Source organism: Streptomyces sp. YJ-C3, assembly GCF_053891275.1.
Map to the genome: position 1 here is coordinate 3,688,866 of NZ_CM132685.1, position 14,435 is coordinate 3,703,300.

Below are 14,435 nucleotides of genomic sequence, written 5' to 3' on the forward strand. Positions count from 1 at the left end.
GGTCTCGCCGTATTGACAAACGGCTTTGCCGAAACTGCAATGGAATCATGAAACCGCACCACCGTGACCGTGAAGACGAACCCTCCGAGGCGAGTACGGACGCCGTGCTCTCCGGGGTCGGACCGCGCCTGCGCGCCCTGCGCAAGGAGCGCGGCGCCACGCTCTCCGGGCTCTCCGAGGCCACCGGTATCTCCGTCAGCACGCTCTCCCGCCTGGAGTCGGGCCTGCGCAAGCCCAGCCTGGAGCTGCTCCTGCCGATCGCCCGCGCCCACCAGGTGCCGCTCGACGAGCTCGTCGGCGCCCCGCCCGTCGGCGACCCGCGCGTGCGCCTGAAGCCGATCGTGCACTACGGCCGGACGATGATCCCGCTCACCCGGCAGCCCGGGGGGCTCCAGGCGTACAAGGTGATCGAGCCGGCCCGGCAGATCGAGCCGGACCCGCAGACGCACGAGGGCTACGAGTGGCTGTACATGCTCTCCGGCAGGCTGCGGCTTGTCCTCGGCGAGCACGACGTGATCCTCGGGCCCGGGGAGGCGGCCGAGTTCGACACGCGTACGCCGCACTGGTTCGGGTCCACCGGTGAGGGGCCCGCCGAATTCCTCAGTCTCTTCGGGCCGCAGGGCGAGCGGATGCACGTACGGGCGCGCCCCACGCGCGCCGCGGCGGACTGACCTTCCGTGAGGGCATTCCCAGGACGGCAAGCGACCGCTTAGTATGCGGCTGAACCCGGTAGCGGAACCAGGTGTGACGCAGCAGTCCCGACGCAGCAGTCCGTGGAGGCCCCGCATGCAGGCATGGCAAGTGCACGAGAACGGCGAGCCGAGCGAGGTGATGCGCCTCGAAGAGGTCGAGCGCCCCGTGCCCGGTGACGGGCAGGTCCTGCTCAAGGTGCGCGCCGCCAACATCAACTTCCCGGACGCCCTGCTGTGCAAGGGGCAGTACCAGGTCAGGCCGCCGCTTCCCTTCACGCCCGGCGTGGAGATCTGCGGCGAGACCGAGGACGGCCGCCGGGTCATCGCCAACCCCGCGCTGCCGCACGGCGGCCTCGCCGAGTACGTCGTCGCCGACGCGCGCGCCCTGCTGCCCGCGCCCGAGGCCCTGGACGACGCCGAGACGGCCGCCCTGCACATCGGCTACCAGACCGGCTGGTTCGGTCTGCACCAGCGCGCGCACCTGCAGGCCGGCGAGACGCTCCTCGTGCACGCCGCCGCGGGCGGTGTCGGCAGCGCGGCGGTCCAGCTCGGCAAGGCCGCGGGCGCCCGGGTCATCGGCGTCGTCGGCGGCCCCGAGAAGGCGAAGGTCGCCCAGGAGCTGGGCTGCGACGTGGTCGTCGACCGGCGCTCCGAGGACGTCATCGCCGCCGTGAAGGAGGCCACCGGCGGCCGCGGCGCCGACGTGATCTACGACCCCGTGGGCGGCGACGCGTACACCCAGTCCGCCAAGACGGTCGCCTTCGAGGGCCGGATCGTCGTGGTCGGCTTCGCCAGCGGCACCATCCCGAGCCCCGCGCTCAACCACGCCCTGGTGAAGAACTACTCGATCCTCGGCCTGCACTGGGGCCTGTACGCCACCAAGAACCCGAAGCTCATCCCGCACTGCCACGAGAAGCTCACCGAGCTCGCCGCGCGCGGTGCCATCAAGCCCCTGGTCAGCGAGCGCGTCGATCTGACCGACGCCGCGGCCGCCGTCCAGCGCGTCGCCGACGGCGTCACCACGGGCCGCGTCGTCGTCATCCCGGGACTGAACGCGCGCACCGAAGGAGCCGCCGCATGACCGTCGACGCCGCGCAACTGCGCACGCTCACCCAGGAGTTCCTCGCGGCCAACCCGCCGGCCGGCACGCCCCGCGCGGACTTCCTGACCGCCCGCTTCGACGCCGGGCTCGCCTGGGTGCACTACCCGAAGGGCCTCGGCGGCCTCGACGCGCCGCGCGCCCTGCAGGCCGTCGTGGACGCCGAGCTGGAAGCCGCTGGCGCCCCCGACAACGACCCCCGGCGCAACGGCATCGGCCTCGGCATGGCCGCGCCGACCATCCTCCACTACGGCACCGACGAGCAGAAGCAGCGCTTCCTCAAGCCGCTCTGGGTCGGCGAGGAGGTGTGGTGCCAGCTGTTCAGCGAGCCCGGCGCCGGCTCCGACCTCGCCGCGCTCGGCACCCGCGCGGTGCGCGACGGCGACGACTGGATCGTCAACGGGCAGAAGGTGTGGACGTCCGGCGCGCACAACGCCCGGTTCGCCATCCTCATCGCCCGCACCGACCCGGACGTGCCCAAGCACCGCGGCATCACGTACTTCGTGTGCGACATGACCGACCCCGGCGTCGAGGTGCGGCCGCTGCGCCAGATCACGGGCGAGGCCGAGTTCAACGAGGTGTTCCTCACCGACGTCCGCATCCCCGACGCCCACCGGCTCGGCGCGGTCGGCAACGGCTGGAAGGTCGCGCAGACCACCCTCAACAACGAGCGCGTCGCCATCGGCGGCATGCGACTGCCGCGCGAGGGCGGTCTCATCGGCCCGGTCGCGAAGACCTGGCGCGAGCGCCCCGAGCTGCGCACCCACGACCTGCACCAGCGCCTCGTCAAGCTGTGGGTCGACGCCGAGGTCGCCCGGCTCACCGGTGAGCGGCTGCGCCAGCAGCTCGTCGCCGGACACCCCGGCCCGGAGGGCGCCGGAATGAAGCTCGGCTTCGCCCGGCTCAACCAGGAGATCAGCGGTCTGGAGGTCGAACTCCTCGGTGAGGAAGGCCTGTTGTACGACGACTGGACCCTGCGGCGCCCCGAGCTCGTCGACTTCGCGGGCCGTGAGGCCGGATACCGCTATCTGCGCGCCAAGGGCAACAGCATCGAGGGCGGGACGAGCGAGGTCCTGCTGAACATCGTCGCCGAGCGCGTCCTGGGCCTGCCGCCCGAGCCGCGCACCGACAAGGACGTCGCCTGGAAGGACCTGTCCCGATGAGCACCCAGCCCGACCTGCTGTACTCCGAGGAAGAGGAAGCGCTGCGCTCGGCGGTCCGCGATCTGCTCGCCGACCACTGCGACGCCACCGCCGTACTGGCCCGCATCGAGACGGACGAGCCGTACGACCGCGCCCTGTGGAAGAACCTCGCCGAGAGCATGGGCCTGGCCGGACTCCTCGTCCCGGAGGAGCACGGCGGCCAGGGCGCCTCGCACCGTGAAGCCGCCGTGGTCCTGGAGGAGTTGGGACGCTCGGTGGCCCCGGTTCCGTACCTGGCGAGCGCCGTCATCGCGACGGAGGCCCTGCTCGCCTGCGACACCGACGATGCACGGGCACTGCTCGCGTCCCTCGCCTCCGGCCGCACCCTCGGCGCGCTCACCGTGCCCTTCTCGGCGACGCCCGGGCGGGACTTCAAGGACGTACGAGAAGAGGGCGGGGCGCTGACCGGGCGCGTCACCGGGGTCGCGGACGCGGCCGCCGCCGATGTGCTCCTCGTGCCCACCGAGAGCGGCCTGTTCGCCGTGGACGCGACGGCGAGCGGGGTCACCGTCGACGCCCAGATCTCCTTCGACCGCACGCGCCCGCTGGCCGCCGTCACGTTCGAGGGCGCGGCCGCACGCCCGCTCGCCGGCCATGCCGCGCCCGCCGTCCGCCGCGCCCTGCGCGCCGGAGCCGGCCTCCTCGTCTCGGAGCAACTCGGCCTCGCGGACTGGCTGTTGACGGAGACTGTGCGCTACACGCGGGAGCGCCACCAGTTCAACCGACCGGTCGGGTCCTTCCAGGCGCTCAAGCACCGGCTCGCGCAGCTGTGGCTCGAGACGGTCAACACCCGCGCCGTCGCGCGGAACGCGGCCGACGCGCTCGCCACCGGCAGCGACGACGCCGATGTCGCGGTGGCCGTCGCCCAGGCGTACGCGGCGCCCGTCGCCGTGCGCGCCGCCGAGGAGGCGCTCCAGCTGCACGGCGGCATCGGGATGACCTGGGAGCACCCGATCCACCTGTACCTCAAGCGCGCCAAGGCCGATTCGATCGCGCTCGGGACCGCGGGCCGCCACCGGGAGGAGCTGGCCGAGCTGGTCGACCTCCGGGCGCCGTGAGCCGGACATGACCCCCGGCTTTACCTGCCCTTGACGAGATGGCACTATTGCGATTCATTCGCAATAGTGGTTGATCTTGAATAGGGGTGGGCGGCGTGGCACGGCCGGCAAGGAGCGTCATATCAGGGGCAGCGGTCACCGCACTGGCGTTGACCGCTGCCGCCTGCGCGACGCCGGACGACGACGCGAAGGGCGGCGGCGCGGACAGCGCCGTCGTCGGTATCGCCTACGAGCCCGACACGCTCAGCCCGCTCCTCGGCTACGGCAAGGACGGCAACTCCAAGCTCTTCGACGGACTGCTCACGCACGACGCCGACATGAAGCTGAAGCCCGCGCTCGCCACCGCACTGCCGAAGGTCACCGACGGCGGGCGCACGTACACGTACACCCTGCGCGACGGCGTGAAATTCAGCGACGGGAAGCCGTTCACGTCCAAGGACGTCGTCTTCACGTACGAGACGATCCTCGACAAGAAGACCAACAACGCGTCCAGGACCGAGCTGGACGCCGTCAAGAGCGTCGAGGCCAAGGGGGACGACACCGTCGTCTTCCACCTCGAGTACCCCTACGCGCCGTTCGCCGAGCGCACCGTCCTGCCCATCGCGCCCGAGCACGTGGCGGGCCGGCAGGACGTGAACAACGGCGCGTTCACCACCCGGCCCGTGGGCACCGGCCCCTACACGCTGGTCACGTGGTCCAAGGGCGAGAAGCTCGTCTTCAAGGCCAACCCCGACTACTGGGGCGGCGCGCCGAAGATCAAGAACTTCACCATGGCCATCATCAAGGACGACGACGTGCGCGCCACCCGGCTGCGCTCCGGCGACCTCGACGGCGCCATCCTCCCGCCGAACCTCGCCAGGACGTTCAAGGACGACACCGGCAAGAAGACGTACGCGGCGAAAACCTTCGACTACCGCGTCGTCACCCTGCCCACCGGCAACAAGGTCGCGGGCGACCGCGCGATCCGCCGCGCCCTCGACATCGGCGTCGACCGCAAGGCCATGGTCGACCGGATCCTGGAGGGCGCGGGCAAGGCGGCGTACGGCCCGGTGCCGACCGACAGCCCCTGGTTCGCGAAGGGCACGGAGCGCACGTACGACGTGGCGAAGGCCAAGAAGCTGCTGGACCGGGCGGGCTGGAAGGCCGGTGCCGGCGGCGTCCGCGCACGCGACGGAGTCCGCGCGTCCTTCCCCCTGTGGTACCTGACCGGCGACAAGCTCCGCCAGGACCACGCCCTCGCCTACGCCTCCGACGCCAAGAAGCTCGGCATCGACATCAAGGTCGAGTCCGGCACCTGGGAGGTCATCGAGCCGCGCATGCCCAAGGACGCGGTCCTCGCCGGCGGCGGCGCGCCCGCCGACCCCGACTTCGACCAGTACACGCTGCTCAAGTCCTCCCTCGCCGGGGACGGCTTCAACAACATGGCCTGGTACGAGAACGCCGAGGTCGACGCCGCCCTGGAGGACGGCCGCCGCAGCGGTGACGACACCGAGCGGCGGGCCGCCTACGACACGGTCCAGCGCGAGCTCGTGAAGGATCCCGGCTACACCTTCCTCACGCACATCGACCACCTCTACGTCGTCGACGCACGCTTCGGCGGCCTCACCACACAGACCGAGCCGCACGACCACGGGCTCGCGTCCGGGCCGTGGTGGAACGTGGAGGACTGGCGCGCATGAACCGGCGGCTCCCCTGGGGGCCGATGGCACGCCTGACGGGCCGGCGGATCCTGTTCGCCGCGCCCGTCCTGGCCGCCGTCACCTTCGGCGTCTTCGCGATCGCCGCCGCCTCCCCGTTCGATCCGGTCAAGGCGTACGCGGGCACGGCCGGCCTCACCGCGTCGCAGGAGAACCTCGACCAGCTCCGCGCCAACCTCGGCGTCGACCGGCCGCTGCCCGCCCGCTGGTGGGAATGGCTGACCTCGGCGCTCTCCGGTGACCTCGGCGACTCCGCCGTCCTGCGCCAGCCCGTCGCCGACGTGATCGCCCAGCGCCTCGGCTGGTCCGCCCTGCTCGCCGCCACCGCCTTCCTCCTCGCCATCGCGCTCGGCACCCTGCTCGGGGTGCTCGCGGCCCGTTGCCGCGGCGGCCCGCTCGACCGCGCGGTGACGTCGCTGGCCTACACACTGGAAGCCGCGCCGCCGTTCTGGCTCGGCCTGCTCGCCGTCTGGCTCTTCGCGCTCCAACTCGGCGTGCTGCCCGCGGGCGGCCTCACCGACACCGGTTCCGCGACCGTCTCCGCCGCACAGGTGCTGTCCCATCTCGTGCTGCCCGCGGGCGTGCTGGGCCTCTCGCAGCTGCCGTGGTTCGTCCTGTACGTCCGCCAGGGCGTCGGCGACGCCCTCGACGAGGACCCGGTGCGCGGCGCCCGGGCCCGCGGACTCGCCCCGCGCACCGTCCTGTTCGGGCACGCTCTGCGCTCCGGCACGCTGCCCGTGCTCACCCTCATCGGCTCCCGCGTGCCCGAACTCATCACCGGCGCCCTGCTCGTGGAGACCGTGTTCAGCTGGCCGGGCATCGCCGCCGCGACCGTCCAGGCCGCCACGGCCGTGGACTTCCCGCTGCTCGCCGCCCTCACGGTCCTCGCGACACTCGCCGTCCTCGCCGGGAACTGGGCCGCCGACCTGCTGTACGGCCTCGCCGACCCGAGAGTGGGCTTCGATGGCTGAGCAGACGCTGACATGGCGTACGCGCGGGGCGCGGCGCCGCTCCACACGCGCGTGGCGGGTGTGGTCCTCGGCCGGGATCGTGGGCCTCGTCGTCCTCGCGGTGCTGCTCGTGCCCCCGCTCGCCGACCTCGACGAGCAGGCCGTCGACCTGGCCGCGAAACTGCAACCCCCGTCCTGGACGCACCCGTTCGGAACCGACGACGTGGGACGCGACCTGCTCCTGCGCTGCGTGTACGGGCTGCGCGTCTCGCTGCTCGTCGGCGTCGTCGCGGCCGTCGTGGCCACCGTCATCGGCACGGCCGTCGGAGCCCTCGCGGGCGCCCTCGGCGGCTGGGCGGACCGGGGCGTGATGCGCGTCGTCGACACGTTCTCGTCCGTGCCGCACCTGCTGCTCGGCGTCTTCATCGTCGCCATGTTCCGGCCGGGCGTGTGGCCCGTCGTCGTCTCCGTCGGCCTGACCCACTGGCTATCGACGGCCCGGATCGTCCGCGCCGAAGTGCTGTCGCTGCGTTCGCGCCCGTATGTCGAGGCCGCGATCTCCGGCGGCGCCTCCCGGTGGCGGGTCACCGTACGGCACCTGCTGCCAGGCGTCCTGCCACAGGCCGCGCTCGCCGCCGTGCTCATGGTGCCGCACGCCATCTGGCACGAATCGGCCCTGTCCTTCCTCGGACTGGGGCTGCCCGCCCACCGGGCGAGCCTCGGCACGCTGGTGCAGAGCGCGCGCGGTTCGCTGCTCGCCGGCGACTGGTGGCCCACCCTCTTCCCCGGCCTGTTCATCATCGTGCCGACCCTGGCCGTCGCGGGACTCGCCGGCGCCTGGCGCGAACGCCTGAACCCGCGCCGCCGATCGGAGCTGACCCTGTGACCCCCGTGCTCGCGGTCGACGAACTGTCCGTGCGTTTCCGGATGCGCGACGGCGCCCACGTGCGGGCCGTCAGCGACGTCTCCTTCGCGCTCGCGGCGGGGGAGTGCCTGGCCCTCGTCGGCGAGAGCGGGTGCGGCAAGTCGGTGCTCGCGTCGGCCCTGCTCGGGCTCCTGCCGGAGAACGCCGAGACCGCGGGCGCCGCACGCCTGGGCGACGGCCTCGATCTGCTGGCCGCCGACGAGAGGACCCTCGCCTGCCGGGTACGCGGCCGCCGCGTCGCTCTGGTGCCGCAGAGCCCCGCCGCTCATCTGACACCGGTACGGACGGTTCGCTCCCAACTCGCCGAAACCGTAGCGGCGTTGAAGGGGCGCCGGGTCGATGTCCGGCGGGCCGTGCACGAGGCCGCCGACCGTGCCGCGTTCCCGCTCGACCACCTCGACCGGTACCCCCACGAACTCTCCGGCGGCCTCGCCCAGCGTGCGGCCACCGCGCTCGCCCTCGTCGGCGACGCGCCCCTCCTCCTCGCCGACGAGCCGACGACCGGCCTCGACCGCGACCTCGTCGACCGCACCGTGGACGAACTGCGCCGCCACATCGGCGCCGACCGGGCGCTGCTCCTCATCACCCACGATCTGGCGGCGGCCGAACGGATCGCCGACCGCGTGGCCGTCATGTACGCGAGCCGCATCGTCGAACTCGCCGACGCCCCGGCCTTCTTCGGTGCGCCCGGGCCCCGCCACCCGTACGCCCGCGGCCTGCTGAACGCCCTGCCCGAGCGAGAGTTCGCCCCGATCCCCGGCATGCCGCCCGAGCTGAGCGCGCTGCCGCCCGGCTGCGCCTTCGCGGCCCGCTGCGCCCGGGCCGACGAGACGTGCGCCAGGGTGCCGGAGCCGGCCGACGGCGTGGCCTGCCACCACCCCGAACCCGCCCGGACGGAGACCCTGCGTGCTTGAACTGAACGCGATCACCGCGGGATACGACCGCCGCGCCCCCGTCCTGCGCGACGTCACCCTCACCGTGCGGCCCGGCGAGAGCGTGGGCCTGCTGGGCCCCAGCGGCTGCGGCAAGTCGACCCTCGCCCGGGTCGCGGCCCTGCTGCACGAGCCGTACGCCGGGCAGGTCGTCATCGACGGCGAGCCGGCCCGGGGCTGGCGTCACCGCGCGCCCCGGGCCCAGCGCACCGCCTTCGGCGTCGTCTTCCAGCAGCCCCGCCTGTCCGCCGACCCGCGCCTGCGCCTCGCCGACCTCATCGCCGAGCCCCTGCGCGCACAGCGACGCGCACACGTCGCGCGGGTCCGGGAGCTGGCGGACGCGGTGGGCCTCGGCGCCGATCTCCTCGGCCGCCGCCCCCATGAGGTCAGCGACGGCCAGCTCCAACGGGCCTGCGTCGCCCGCGCCCTCGTCCTGCGCCCCCGCTGGCTGGTCTGCGACGAGATGACGGCGATGCTCGACGCGTCGACCACGGCGGCGCTGGTGGGCGTGGTGGAGGAGTACCGCCGTGACACCGGCGCGGGGCTGCTGGCCGTCGGACACGACCGGGTGCTCCTCGAGCGGTGGTGCGACCGGACCGTGGATCACGGCAGCACGAGGGACGGCAGGGCACGTCAGTGATCGTTTGACGCCCATGACCACACGCATCAGGCACATCACCATCGACCGGGGAGCGCACCCGCGACGACGAGGTCGTGCGCCTGCCGGCCCTCGGAGTGAGCCTCCACAAGGACCGCCGCCGCCCCGACGGCCTCGGCCGGGTGACCCCGCGCGACCCGGAAGGCAACGAGTTCGGCGTCGAACGCAGCACATCTGAACGGGCGGCAGCCGCGCCGCACCCCGTGACGCCGTTATGAACCCGGGGCGGCAGTCCGGCCAACTCCTTTCCCAGCACTGCCCCTTGGTGCCGGGCGCCCCGCATACTCGCCCATGTCCCCACCCGCCCACCACGGGAGGCACACATGGCCCCGACCACCCGCCGCAGAGCCCTCGGCGCCCTCGCCGGCGCACTGGCCCTCGGCGCCGTCACGCCGCAACTCGCCCAGGCCACGGAGCGCGGGCACGGCCCCCGCCCCCTCCTGCGGGCCCACGCCCACAACGACTACGACCACCCGAGGCCCCTCTTCGACGCCCTCGACCACCGGTTCAACAGCGTCGAGGCCGACATCTACCTCGTGGACGGCGACCTGCTCGTCGCCCACGACCCCGTCGACCTCGACCCGGACCGCACCCTGGAGTCCCTCTACCTCGCACCGCTCGCCGCCCGCGTGAAGGCCAACCGCGGCGCGGTGTACCGCGGACGGCGCATCCCGCTCCAGCTGCTGATCGACATCAAGACCGAGGGCGCGGCGACCTACGTAGAACTCGACCGCCAACTGCGCCGCCACCGCGGTCTGTTCACCACCTACGCCCATGGGCGGGTGCGTACCGGGCCCGTCACCGCCGTCATCTCCGGCGACCGCGCCGCCCGCGCCCCGATGGAGGCGCAGCGCACCCGCAGCGCCTTCTACGACGGGCGGCTCACCGACCTCGCAACGCCCGCCCCCGCCTCGTTCGTCCCGCTCATCAGCGACAACTGGGCCAACAACTTCACCTGGCAGGGCGCCGGCCCCATCCCCGCGGCCGAGCGCGACAAGCTGCGCGCCATCGTCTCCGCCGCGCACGCCCGACGCCAGCGCGTACGGTTCTGGGCCACGCCCGACCTCGCCGGACCCGAACGCGACGCTGTCTGGTCCGAGTTGATCGCCGCCGACGTCGACCACCTCAACACCGACGATCTCGCCGGTCTCGAGGCCTTCCTCGACGCGCACGACCGATGACCCGGCTTTAACACCCGTTCGGGGGACAGGTCATGCCCCGGCGGACGCCCTCCGCTACGCCACACTTGCGGCCGAAAGCCACGGTGCCGGCGTGGCGGAGGAGGTACGACGATGTCGCTGTCCATTTCCATCGTGCTGCTGCTCGTGATCGTCGCGGTGATCATCGTGCGCAACGGGGCCATGAAGCTCTCGCACGCGCTGGTCTGCGTCCTGCTCGGCTTCCTGCTCGCGGGTACCGGGGTCGCCCCGACCATCCACAACGGCATCACGGCCACCGCGGGGCTGGTCAGCAGCATCAAGCCGTGACCGCCGGCCCTGGCCCCGTGATCGTTTCGGGTTCGTGAACAACTCCCCTATATGCATGGACACTTCAAGCGTCGGAACCTAGCTTCGGGCGCATGCCGCAGCGAAGAAACCTCGCCCGGGCCCTGGCCGTGACCCTCACCCTCACGGCCGCGGGCGCCGCGCAGCCGCCGGGCGCCTGGGCGGACGGGATCCCCAAGGCGCCGGGCCACCGCCTCGTCGAGCAGTACGGCGGTGCCCCCGCGACCCCGCAGCCGGTCCCCGGCAAGGCGCCCGCCCAGCACCCCTTCCTCGCCGCCAACGGCCGCAGCGGAATGCACGCGGACGGCTGGGGCAGCGGAACGTACCCCTGGAGCGGGCCGGACGGGAAGAACCCGGACGTCACCAGCGAACAGATGGCCGCGCTCGGCGGCGAGTGCGCCACCGTCACCTTCGACAAGGCCGGACGCATCGTCACCGTCTGCGGCACCTTCACCGGCTTCCTGGTCAAACTCCTCGACCCGCACAGCCTCCGGACCCTCGCCGAGTACCAGCTGCCCCAGCGCCCCTCGACCGTCGAGGCCATCACCCGCCTCGACTTCTCCAGGATCTTCAAGGACACCTCCGGCGGCGCCTACTCCTACCTCGACGACCAGGACCGCCTCGTCCTCGCCGACTCCCGCCAGCACATCGTCCGCCTCGCCCACGAGCAGGCCGCGGACGGCAGTTGGCGGTTCGTCGTCACCGACGACTGGGACCTCACCGGACAGGTCCCGCACGACTGCGTGAGCTGGACGAACCTGTACCCGAGCGGCCAGTGCGACCCCGTCACCTCCGTCATGCCGGACTGGACGGGACGGATCTGGTGGGTGACCCGGCAGGGCCGCGTCGGCACCGTCGACCCCGCCACCGGCGCCATCAAGTCGATCCAGCTGGCAGGGGAGGAGATCCAGAACTCCTTCTCCGTCGCCGAGGACGGCGTCTCCATCGTCACCGACCACGCCCTGTACAGCTTCGACGCGGCCGCCGACGGCACCCCGAAGGCCGTCTGGCGGCAGACGTACGACCGCGGCACCGGCACCAAACCCGGTTCGGTGAACCAGGGTTCGGGGACCACCCCCGACCTGTTCGGCGAACACGACGACTACGTCGCGATCACCGACAACGCCGACGACCGCATGAACGTGCTCGTGTACCGGCGCGGCGCCGACGTCCCCGAGGGCCGGCGGCTCGTCTGCAAGGTCCCCGTCTTCGGCTCCGGCGCCTCCACGACCGACAACTCCCTGATCTCGCACGGGAACAGCCTCGTCGTCGAGAACAACTACGGCTACGAGAACATCACCTCGCTGACCTTCGGGCGCAGCGTCGTCGGCGGGGTCAGCCGCATCGACGTACGCGACGACGGCAGCGGCTGCGACACGGTGTGGGAGAGCGCCGTGCGCTCCCCGTCCACCGTGCCGAAACTCTCCACCGCCAACGGGCTGCTGTACTTCTACACGAAGGAGCCGAACTCCCTGGGCGTCGACGCCTGGTACTTCACGGCCGTCGACTTCCGGACCGGGGCGACCCGCTGGAAGCGCCTCGCCGGAACCGGCGTCGCGTACGACAACAACTGGGCGCCCGTGACCCTCGGCCCCGACGGCACGGCCTATGTCGGCGTCTTCAACGGACTGGTCGCCGTGCGCGACGGGTCCTAGCGGCCCGCGAACACGCCTATGCCGCCTGCGACGGGGCGCTCGGGGGAGTCCGTGGGGTGGTTGAGGACCGTGACCGAGGCCGCCCCCGGCTCCCGCGCCACCAGCGTCGACGAGCCGCCGCCGTCCAGACTGAACGCGTCGTCCGCACCCAACGACCGCATGGTGTCGGCCACCTCGGCGATGGACAGGCCCGTGCGGTAGGCGGGCGCGCCGTCCAGCGCCAGCAGGACGAGGGTGCGCCCGTGGTCCGCGACGCCGGCCGCCGTACGGACCGCGGACGTCTTCGCGTCGAGGCCGGGCAGCGGGGCTCCGTCGCGCAGTACCGGATAGCCGCCGACCGCGAACCGGTACGGGATGCGCGACTGCGCGGCGACCAGGCGGTGCCGCACCTGGACCGGGTCGCCCGCCGACAGCTTCCGCAGCCACTGCGCGCCCGCCTCCCGCCCCACCAGCACCGTGCTGCCGTCCGCGACGGGCCCGCTGCCGGGCGTGTCCGCCCGTGCCACGATGCGGCCGCGGCGCACCGTCACCTCATATGTGTCCGTACTGCACGGCGCCGCTCGCACGGTGTCCGTGCCGCAGGTGGCACGGGCCCGGGAGACGCTGCCCCACTCCGCGGTGAAGGCACCTATGGAACCGACCGGCAGCGCGTACTGGTTGAGCCCGCCGAGCGCCACCCGGTCCTCGCGGCTGCGCACCGACCCGTCCAGCGCCATGCTGTCGAGCCGGGCCCGCCGGTCGACGCCCACCCCGAGCACGTCGCGGGTGGACGTCCCCGGCGGCAGGGCCGGGCCGAAGCGCTGCCCGTCCGGGACGGCCGCCTTGAGGGTCCGGCCGCTCGCGACCGCAGGCCCGACCGCGGCACCGGTCGCCTCGACCCCGGGGTGCTGGGTCTCGGTGATGTTGAAGAAGTCCCCGTTGACGCCGCCGACGGCGCCCGCTGCGTCGGCCATCGAGGAGACGGTGGCCCGGGCCCCGACCGCGCCCGGGTGCAGCAGATCGACGCGTACGCGCGGATCGCGCAGATCGACCGTGAGGACATGGGCGTGGGCGGTGCCCTTGGCGGCGGGGATGTCGAACCCGGTGTACGTCACCCCGGGCGCCACCCGCTCGGCCGCCGCGGCGGCGCCGGCCGGTGCCGCCGCCGTCAGGGTGGCACCGGCCAGTACTCCCACGACCGTCAGGGCCGCCAGGACACTCTTGCGTCGCTTGCCAACTCTCGTCTGCATCAAGGGAGTTCAGCAGACGACAGGGTGCCCGTCGATGGCTAGGTGCCGACCAGCCGGGAACGGATCAGGAAACGTACGCCCTCCGGCGCCTCCAGCGAGAAGCCGCTGCCGCGCCCCTCGACGACGTCGACGATGAGCCGCGTATGGCTCCACACCTCGTACTGGCTCTTCGACATCCAGAACGAGACCGGTTCCGCCACGCCGTCCACCGCCAGATCCTGGAGCAGCACGTCCGCGGCACCGGTACGGAACTCGCCCGCCGGATAGCACATCGGCGCGCTGCCGTCGCAGCAGCCGCCGGACTGGTGGAACATCAACGGCCCATGGGTGTCACGCAGTCGCCGCACCAGTTCGGCGGCCGCGGGGGTCAGCTCCACGCGAGGTACGTCGCTCATGACGGAACAGTGAAGCGGGCAGGACGTTGCGAGCACGTTGCACCCTCGGGGCCGTCGCCCGCATAGGCTCCGCACATGGAACAGAGGGAGATCGTTCTGCGGGCCATCGGTGTGCTCACAGAGACGCAGGAGATGGTGCGCAGGCTCAACGACGGCGACGGACTCGACACCGACCTGAGTCAGCTCGGACGGCTCGTGTCGGAAGTGTTCCCGACGATCGAGATCCCGGCGGGATCCGATCCGGAGCAGGCCGCCGAGCTGACCATCGCCGCGCTCATGCCGGCCAGCGTGTCACTCGTCGAGGCGTTCGCGTTTCTCTTCACGCAGCTCGCGAAGGTGCACGACGAGGGCCGCACCGACATCAACTCCACCGAACTGCTGCGCGAGATCGCCCTGCGCATGTCCGACCCGGGCGACGAGGGGGAGGACGAGGAGTGA

15 protein-coding genes are annotated in these 14,435 nt (G+C 72.6%); 13 read left to right on the forward strand and 2 right to left on the reverse strand.

The window, feature by feature from the left end; translation table 11 throughout:
* Positions 1-47 precede the first annotated feature (47 nt).
* From ACVHNB_RS16230 to ACVHNB_RS16285, 12 genes are all read left to right on the forward strand, one after another.
* The gene (locus ACVHNB_RS16230; RefSeq protein WP_456228437.1) at positions 48-671 is read left to right on the forward strand and encodes a helix-turn-helix domain-containing protein; all 624 of its coding nucleotides are present in this window, start codon (positions 48-50) and stop codon (positions 669-671) included.
* Positions 672-786: 115 nt separating this feature from the next.
* Entirely contained in the window at positions 787-1,773 is a 987-nt protein-coding gene (locus ACVHNB_RS16235) for an NADPH:quinone oxidoreductase family protein (protein WP_456228438.1), read from the forward strand.
* Positions 1,770-2,954 (forward strand): acyl-CoA dehydrogenase family protein, encoded by a 1,185-nt coding sequence (locus tag ACVHNB_RS16240; protein ID WP_428950448.1) that lies wholly within the window; start codon positions 1,770-1,772, stop codon positions 2,952-2,954. The genes ACVHNB_RS16235 and ACVHNB_RS16240 overlap by 4 nt, the downstream gene beginning before the upstream one ends.
* The gene (locus ACVHNB_RS16245) at positions 2,951-4,051 is read left to right on the forward strand and encodes an acyl-CoA dehydrogenase family protein (RefSeq protein ID WP_456228439.1); all 1,101 of its coding nucleotides are present in this window, start codon (positions 2,951-2,953) and stop codon (positions 4,049-4,051) included. Before ACVHNB_RS16240 ends, ACVHNB_RS16245 begins: the two co-directional genes overlap by 4 nt.
* 95 nt (positions 4,052-4,146) lie before the next feature.
* Positions 4,147-5,730, forward strand: coding sequence for an ABC transporter substrate-binding protein (locus tag ACVHNB_RS16250; protein ID WP_456228440.1), 1,584 nt, complete (start codon positions 4,147-4,149; stop codon positions 5,728-5,730).
* Entirely contained in the window at positions 5,727-6,719 is a 993-nt protein-coding gene (locus ACVHNB_RS16255; protein WP_456228441.1) for an ABC transporter permease, read from the forward strand. Before ACVHNB_RS16250 ends, ACVHNB_RS16255 begins: the two co-directional genes overlap by 4 nt.
* Positions 6,712-7,584, forward strand: coding sequence for an ABC transporter permease (locus tag ACVHNB_RS16260; RefSeq protein ID WP_428950444.1), 873 nt, complete (start codon positions 6,712-6,714; stop codon positions 7,582-7,584). Before ACVHNB_RS16255 ends, ACVHNB_RS16260 begins: the two co-directional genes overlap by 8 nt.
* Before the next feature lie 41 nt (positions 7,585-7,625).
* Positions 7,626-8,537 (forward strand): ABC transporter ATP-binding protein, encoded by a 912-nt coding sequence (locus ACVHNB_RS16265; protein WP_428957444.1) that lies wholly within the window; start codon positions 7,626-7,628, stop codon positions 8,535-8,537.
* The gene (locus ACVHNB_RS16270; protein ID WP_428950443.1) at positions 8,530-9,195 is read left to right on the forward strand and encodes an ABC transporter ATP-binding protein; all 666 of its coding nucleotides are present in this window, start codon (positions 8,530-8,532) and stop codon (positions 9,193-9,195) included. Before ACVHNB_RS16265 ends, ACVHNB_RS16270 begins: the two co-directional genes overlap by 8 nt.
* A gap of 341 nt (positions 9,196-9,536) precedes the next feature.
* The gene (locus ACVHNB_RS16275; protein ID WP_456228442.1) at positions 9,537-10,394 is read left to right on the forward strand and encodes a phosphatidylinositol-specific phospholipase C/glycerophosphodiester phosphodiesterase family protein; all 858 of its coding nucleotides are present in this window, start codon (positions 9,537-9,539) and stop codon (positions 10,392-10,394) included.
* A 111-nt stretch (positions 10,395-10,505) separates the two neighbouring features.
* On the forward strand, positions 10,506-10,700 hold the full coding sequence (locus ACVHNB_RS16280) for a hypothetical protein (RefSeq protein ID WP_428950441.1): 195 nt from the start codon (positions 10,506-10,508) through the stop codon (positions 10,698-10,700).
* A 92-nt stretch (positions 10,701-10,792) separates the two neighbouring features.
* Positions 10,793-12,373: a hypothetical protein gene (locus tag ACVHNB_RS16285; protein WP_456228443.1), complete on the forward strand. Its 1,581-nt coding sequence runs from the start codon at positions 10,793-10,795 to the stop codon at positions 12,371-12,373.
* Here the strand turns inward: ACVHNB_RS16285 and ACVHNB_RS16290 are convergent.
* Positions 12,370-13,602: a phosphodiester glycosidase family protein gene (locus tag ACVHNB_RS16290; RefSeq protein ID WP_428950439.1), complete on the reverse strand. Its 1,233-nt coding sequence runs from the start codon at positions 13,600-13,602 to the stop codon at positions 12,370-12,372. The genes ACVHNB_RS16285 and ACVHNB_RS16290 overlap by 4 nt on opposite strands.
* 38 nt (positions 13,603-13,640) lie before the next feature.
* Positions 13,641-13,997: a DUF779 domain-containing protein gene (locus ACVHNB_RS16295; RefSeq protein ID WP_428950438.1), complete on the reverse strand. Its 357-nt coding sequence runs from the start codon at positions 13,995-13,997 to the stop codon at positions 13,641-13,643.
* A gap of 75 nt (positions 13,998-14,072) precedes the next feature.
* On the opposite strand from ACVHNB_RS16295, the gene ACVHNB_RS16300 reads away from it, so the two are divergent.
* A complete protein-coding gene (locus ACVHNB_RS16300) occupies positions 14,073-14,435 on the forward strand; it encodes a hypothetical protein (protein ID WP_428950437.1) in 363 nt (120 codons plus the stop codon).

Coding starts and splice junctions, on each gene's coding strand:
- ACVHNB_RS16230 (WP_456228437.1), top strand. CDS start 48: ATGAAACCGCACCACCGTGACCGTGAAGACGAACCCTCCGAGGCGAGT.
- ACVHNB_RS16235 (WP_456228438.1), top strand. CDS start 787: ATGCAGGCATGGCAAGTGCACGAGAACGGCGAGCCGAGCGAGGTGATG.
- ACVHNB_RS16240 (WP_428950448.1), top strand. CDS start 1,770: ATGACCGTCGACGCCGCGCAACTGCGCACGCTCACCCAGGAGTTCCTC.
- ACVHNB_RS16245 (WP_456228439.1), top strand. CDS start 2,951: ATGAGCACCCAGCCCGACCTGCTGTACTCCGAGGAAGAGGAAGCGCTG.
- ACVHNB_RS16255 (WP_456228441.1), top strand. CDS start 5,727: ATGAACCGGCGGCTCCCCTGGGGGCCGATGGCACGCCTGACGGGCCGG.
- ACVHNB_RS16260 (WP_428950444.1), top strand. CDS start 6,712: ATGGCTGAGCAGACGCTGACATGGCGTACGCGCGGGGCGCGGCGCCGC.
- ACVHNB_RS16265 (WP_428957444.1), top strand. CDS start 7,626: ATGCGCGACGGCGCCCACGTGCGGGCCGTCAGCGACGTCTCCTTCGCG.
- ACVHNB_RS16275 (WP_456228442.1), top strand. CDS start 9,537: ATGGCCCCGACCACCCGCCGCAGAGCCCTCGGCGCCCTCGCCGGCGCA.
- ACVHNB_RS16280 (WP_428950441.1), top strand. CDS start 10,506: ATGTCGCTGTCCATTTCCATCGTGCTGCTGCTCGTGATCGTCGCGGTG.
- ACVHNB_RS16285 (WP_456228443.1), top strand. CDS start 10,793: ATGCCGCAGCGAAGAAACCTCGCCCGGGCCCTGGCCGTGACCCTCACC.
- ACVHNB_RS16290 (WP_428950439.1), bottom strand. CDS start 13,602: ATGCAGACGAGAGTTGGCAAGCGACGCAAGAGTGTCCTGGCGGCCCTG.
- ACVHNB_RS16295 (WP_428950438.1), bottom strand. CDS start 13,997: ATGAGCGACGTACCTCGCGTGGAGCTGACCCCCGCGGCCGCCGAACTG.
- ACVHNB_RS16300 (WP_428950437.1), top strand. CDS start 14,073: ATGGAACAGAGGGAGATCGTTCTGCGGGCCATCGGTGTGCTCACAGAG.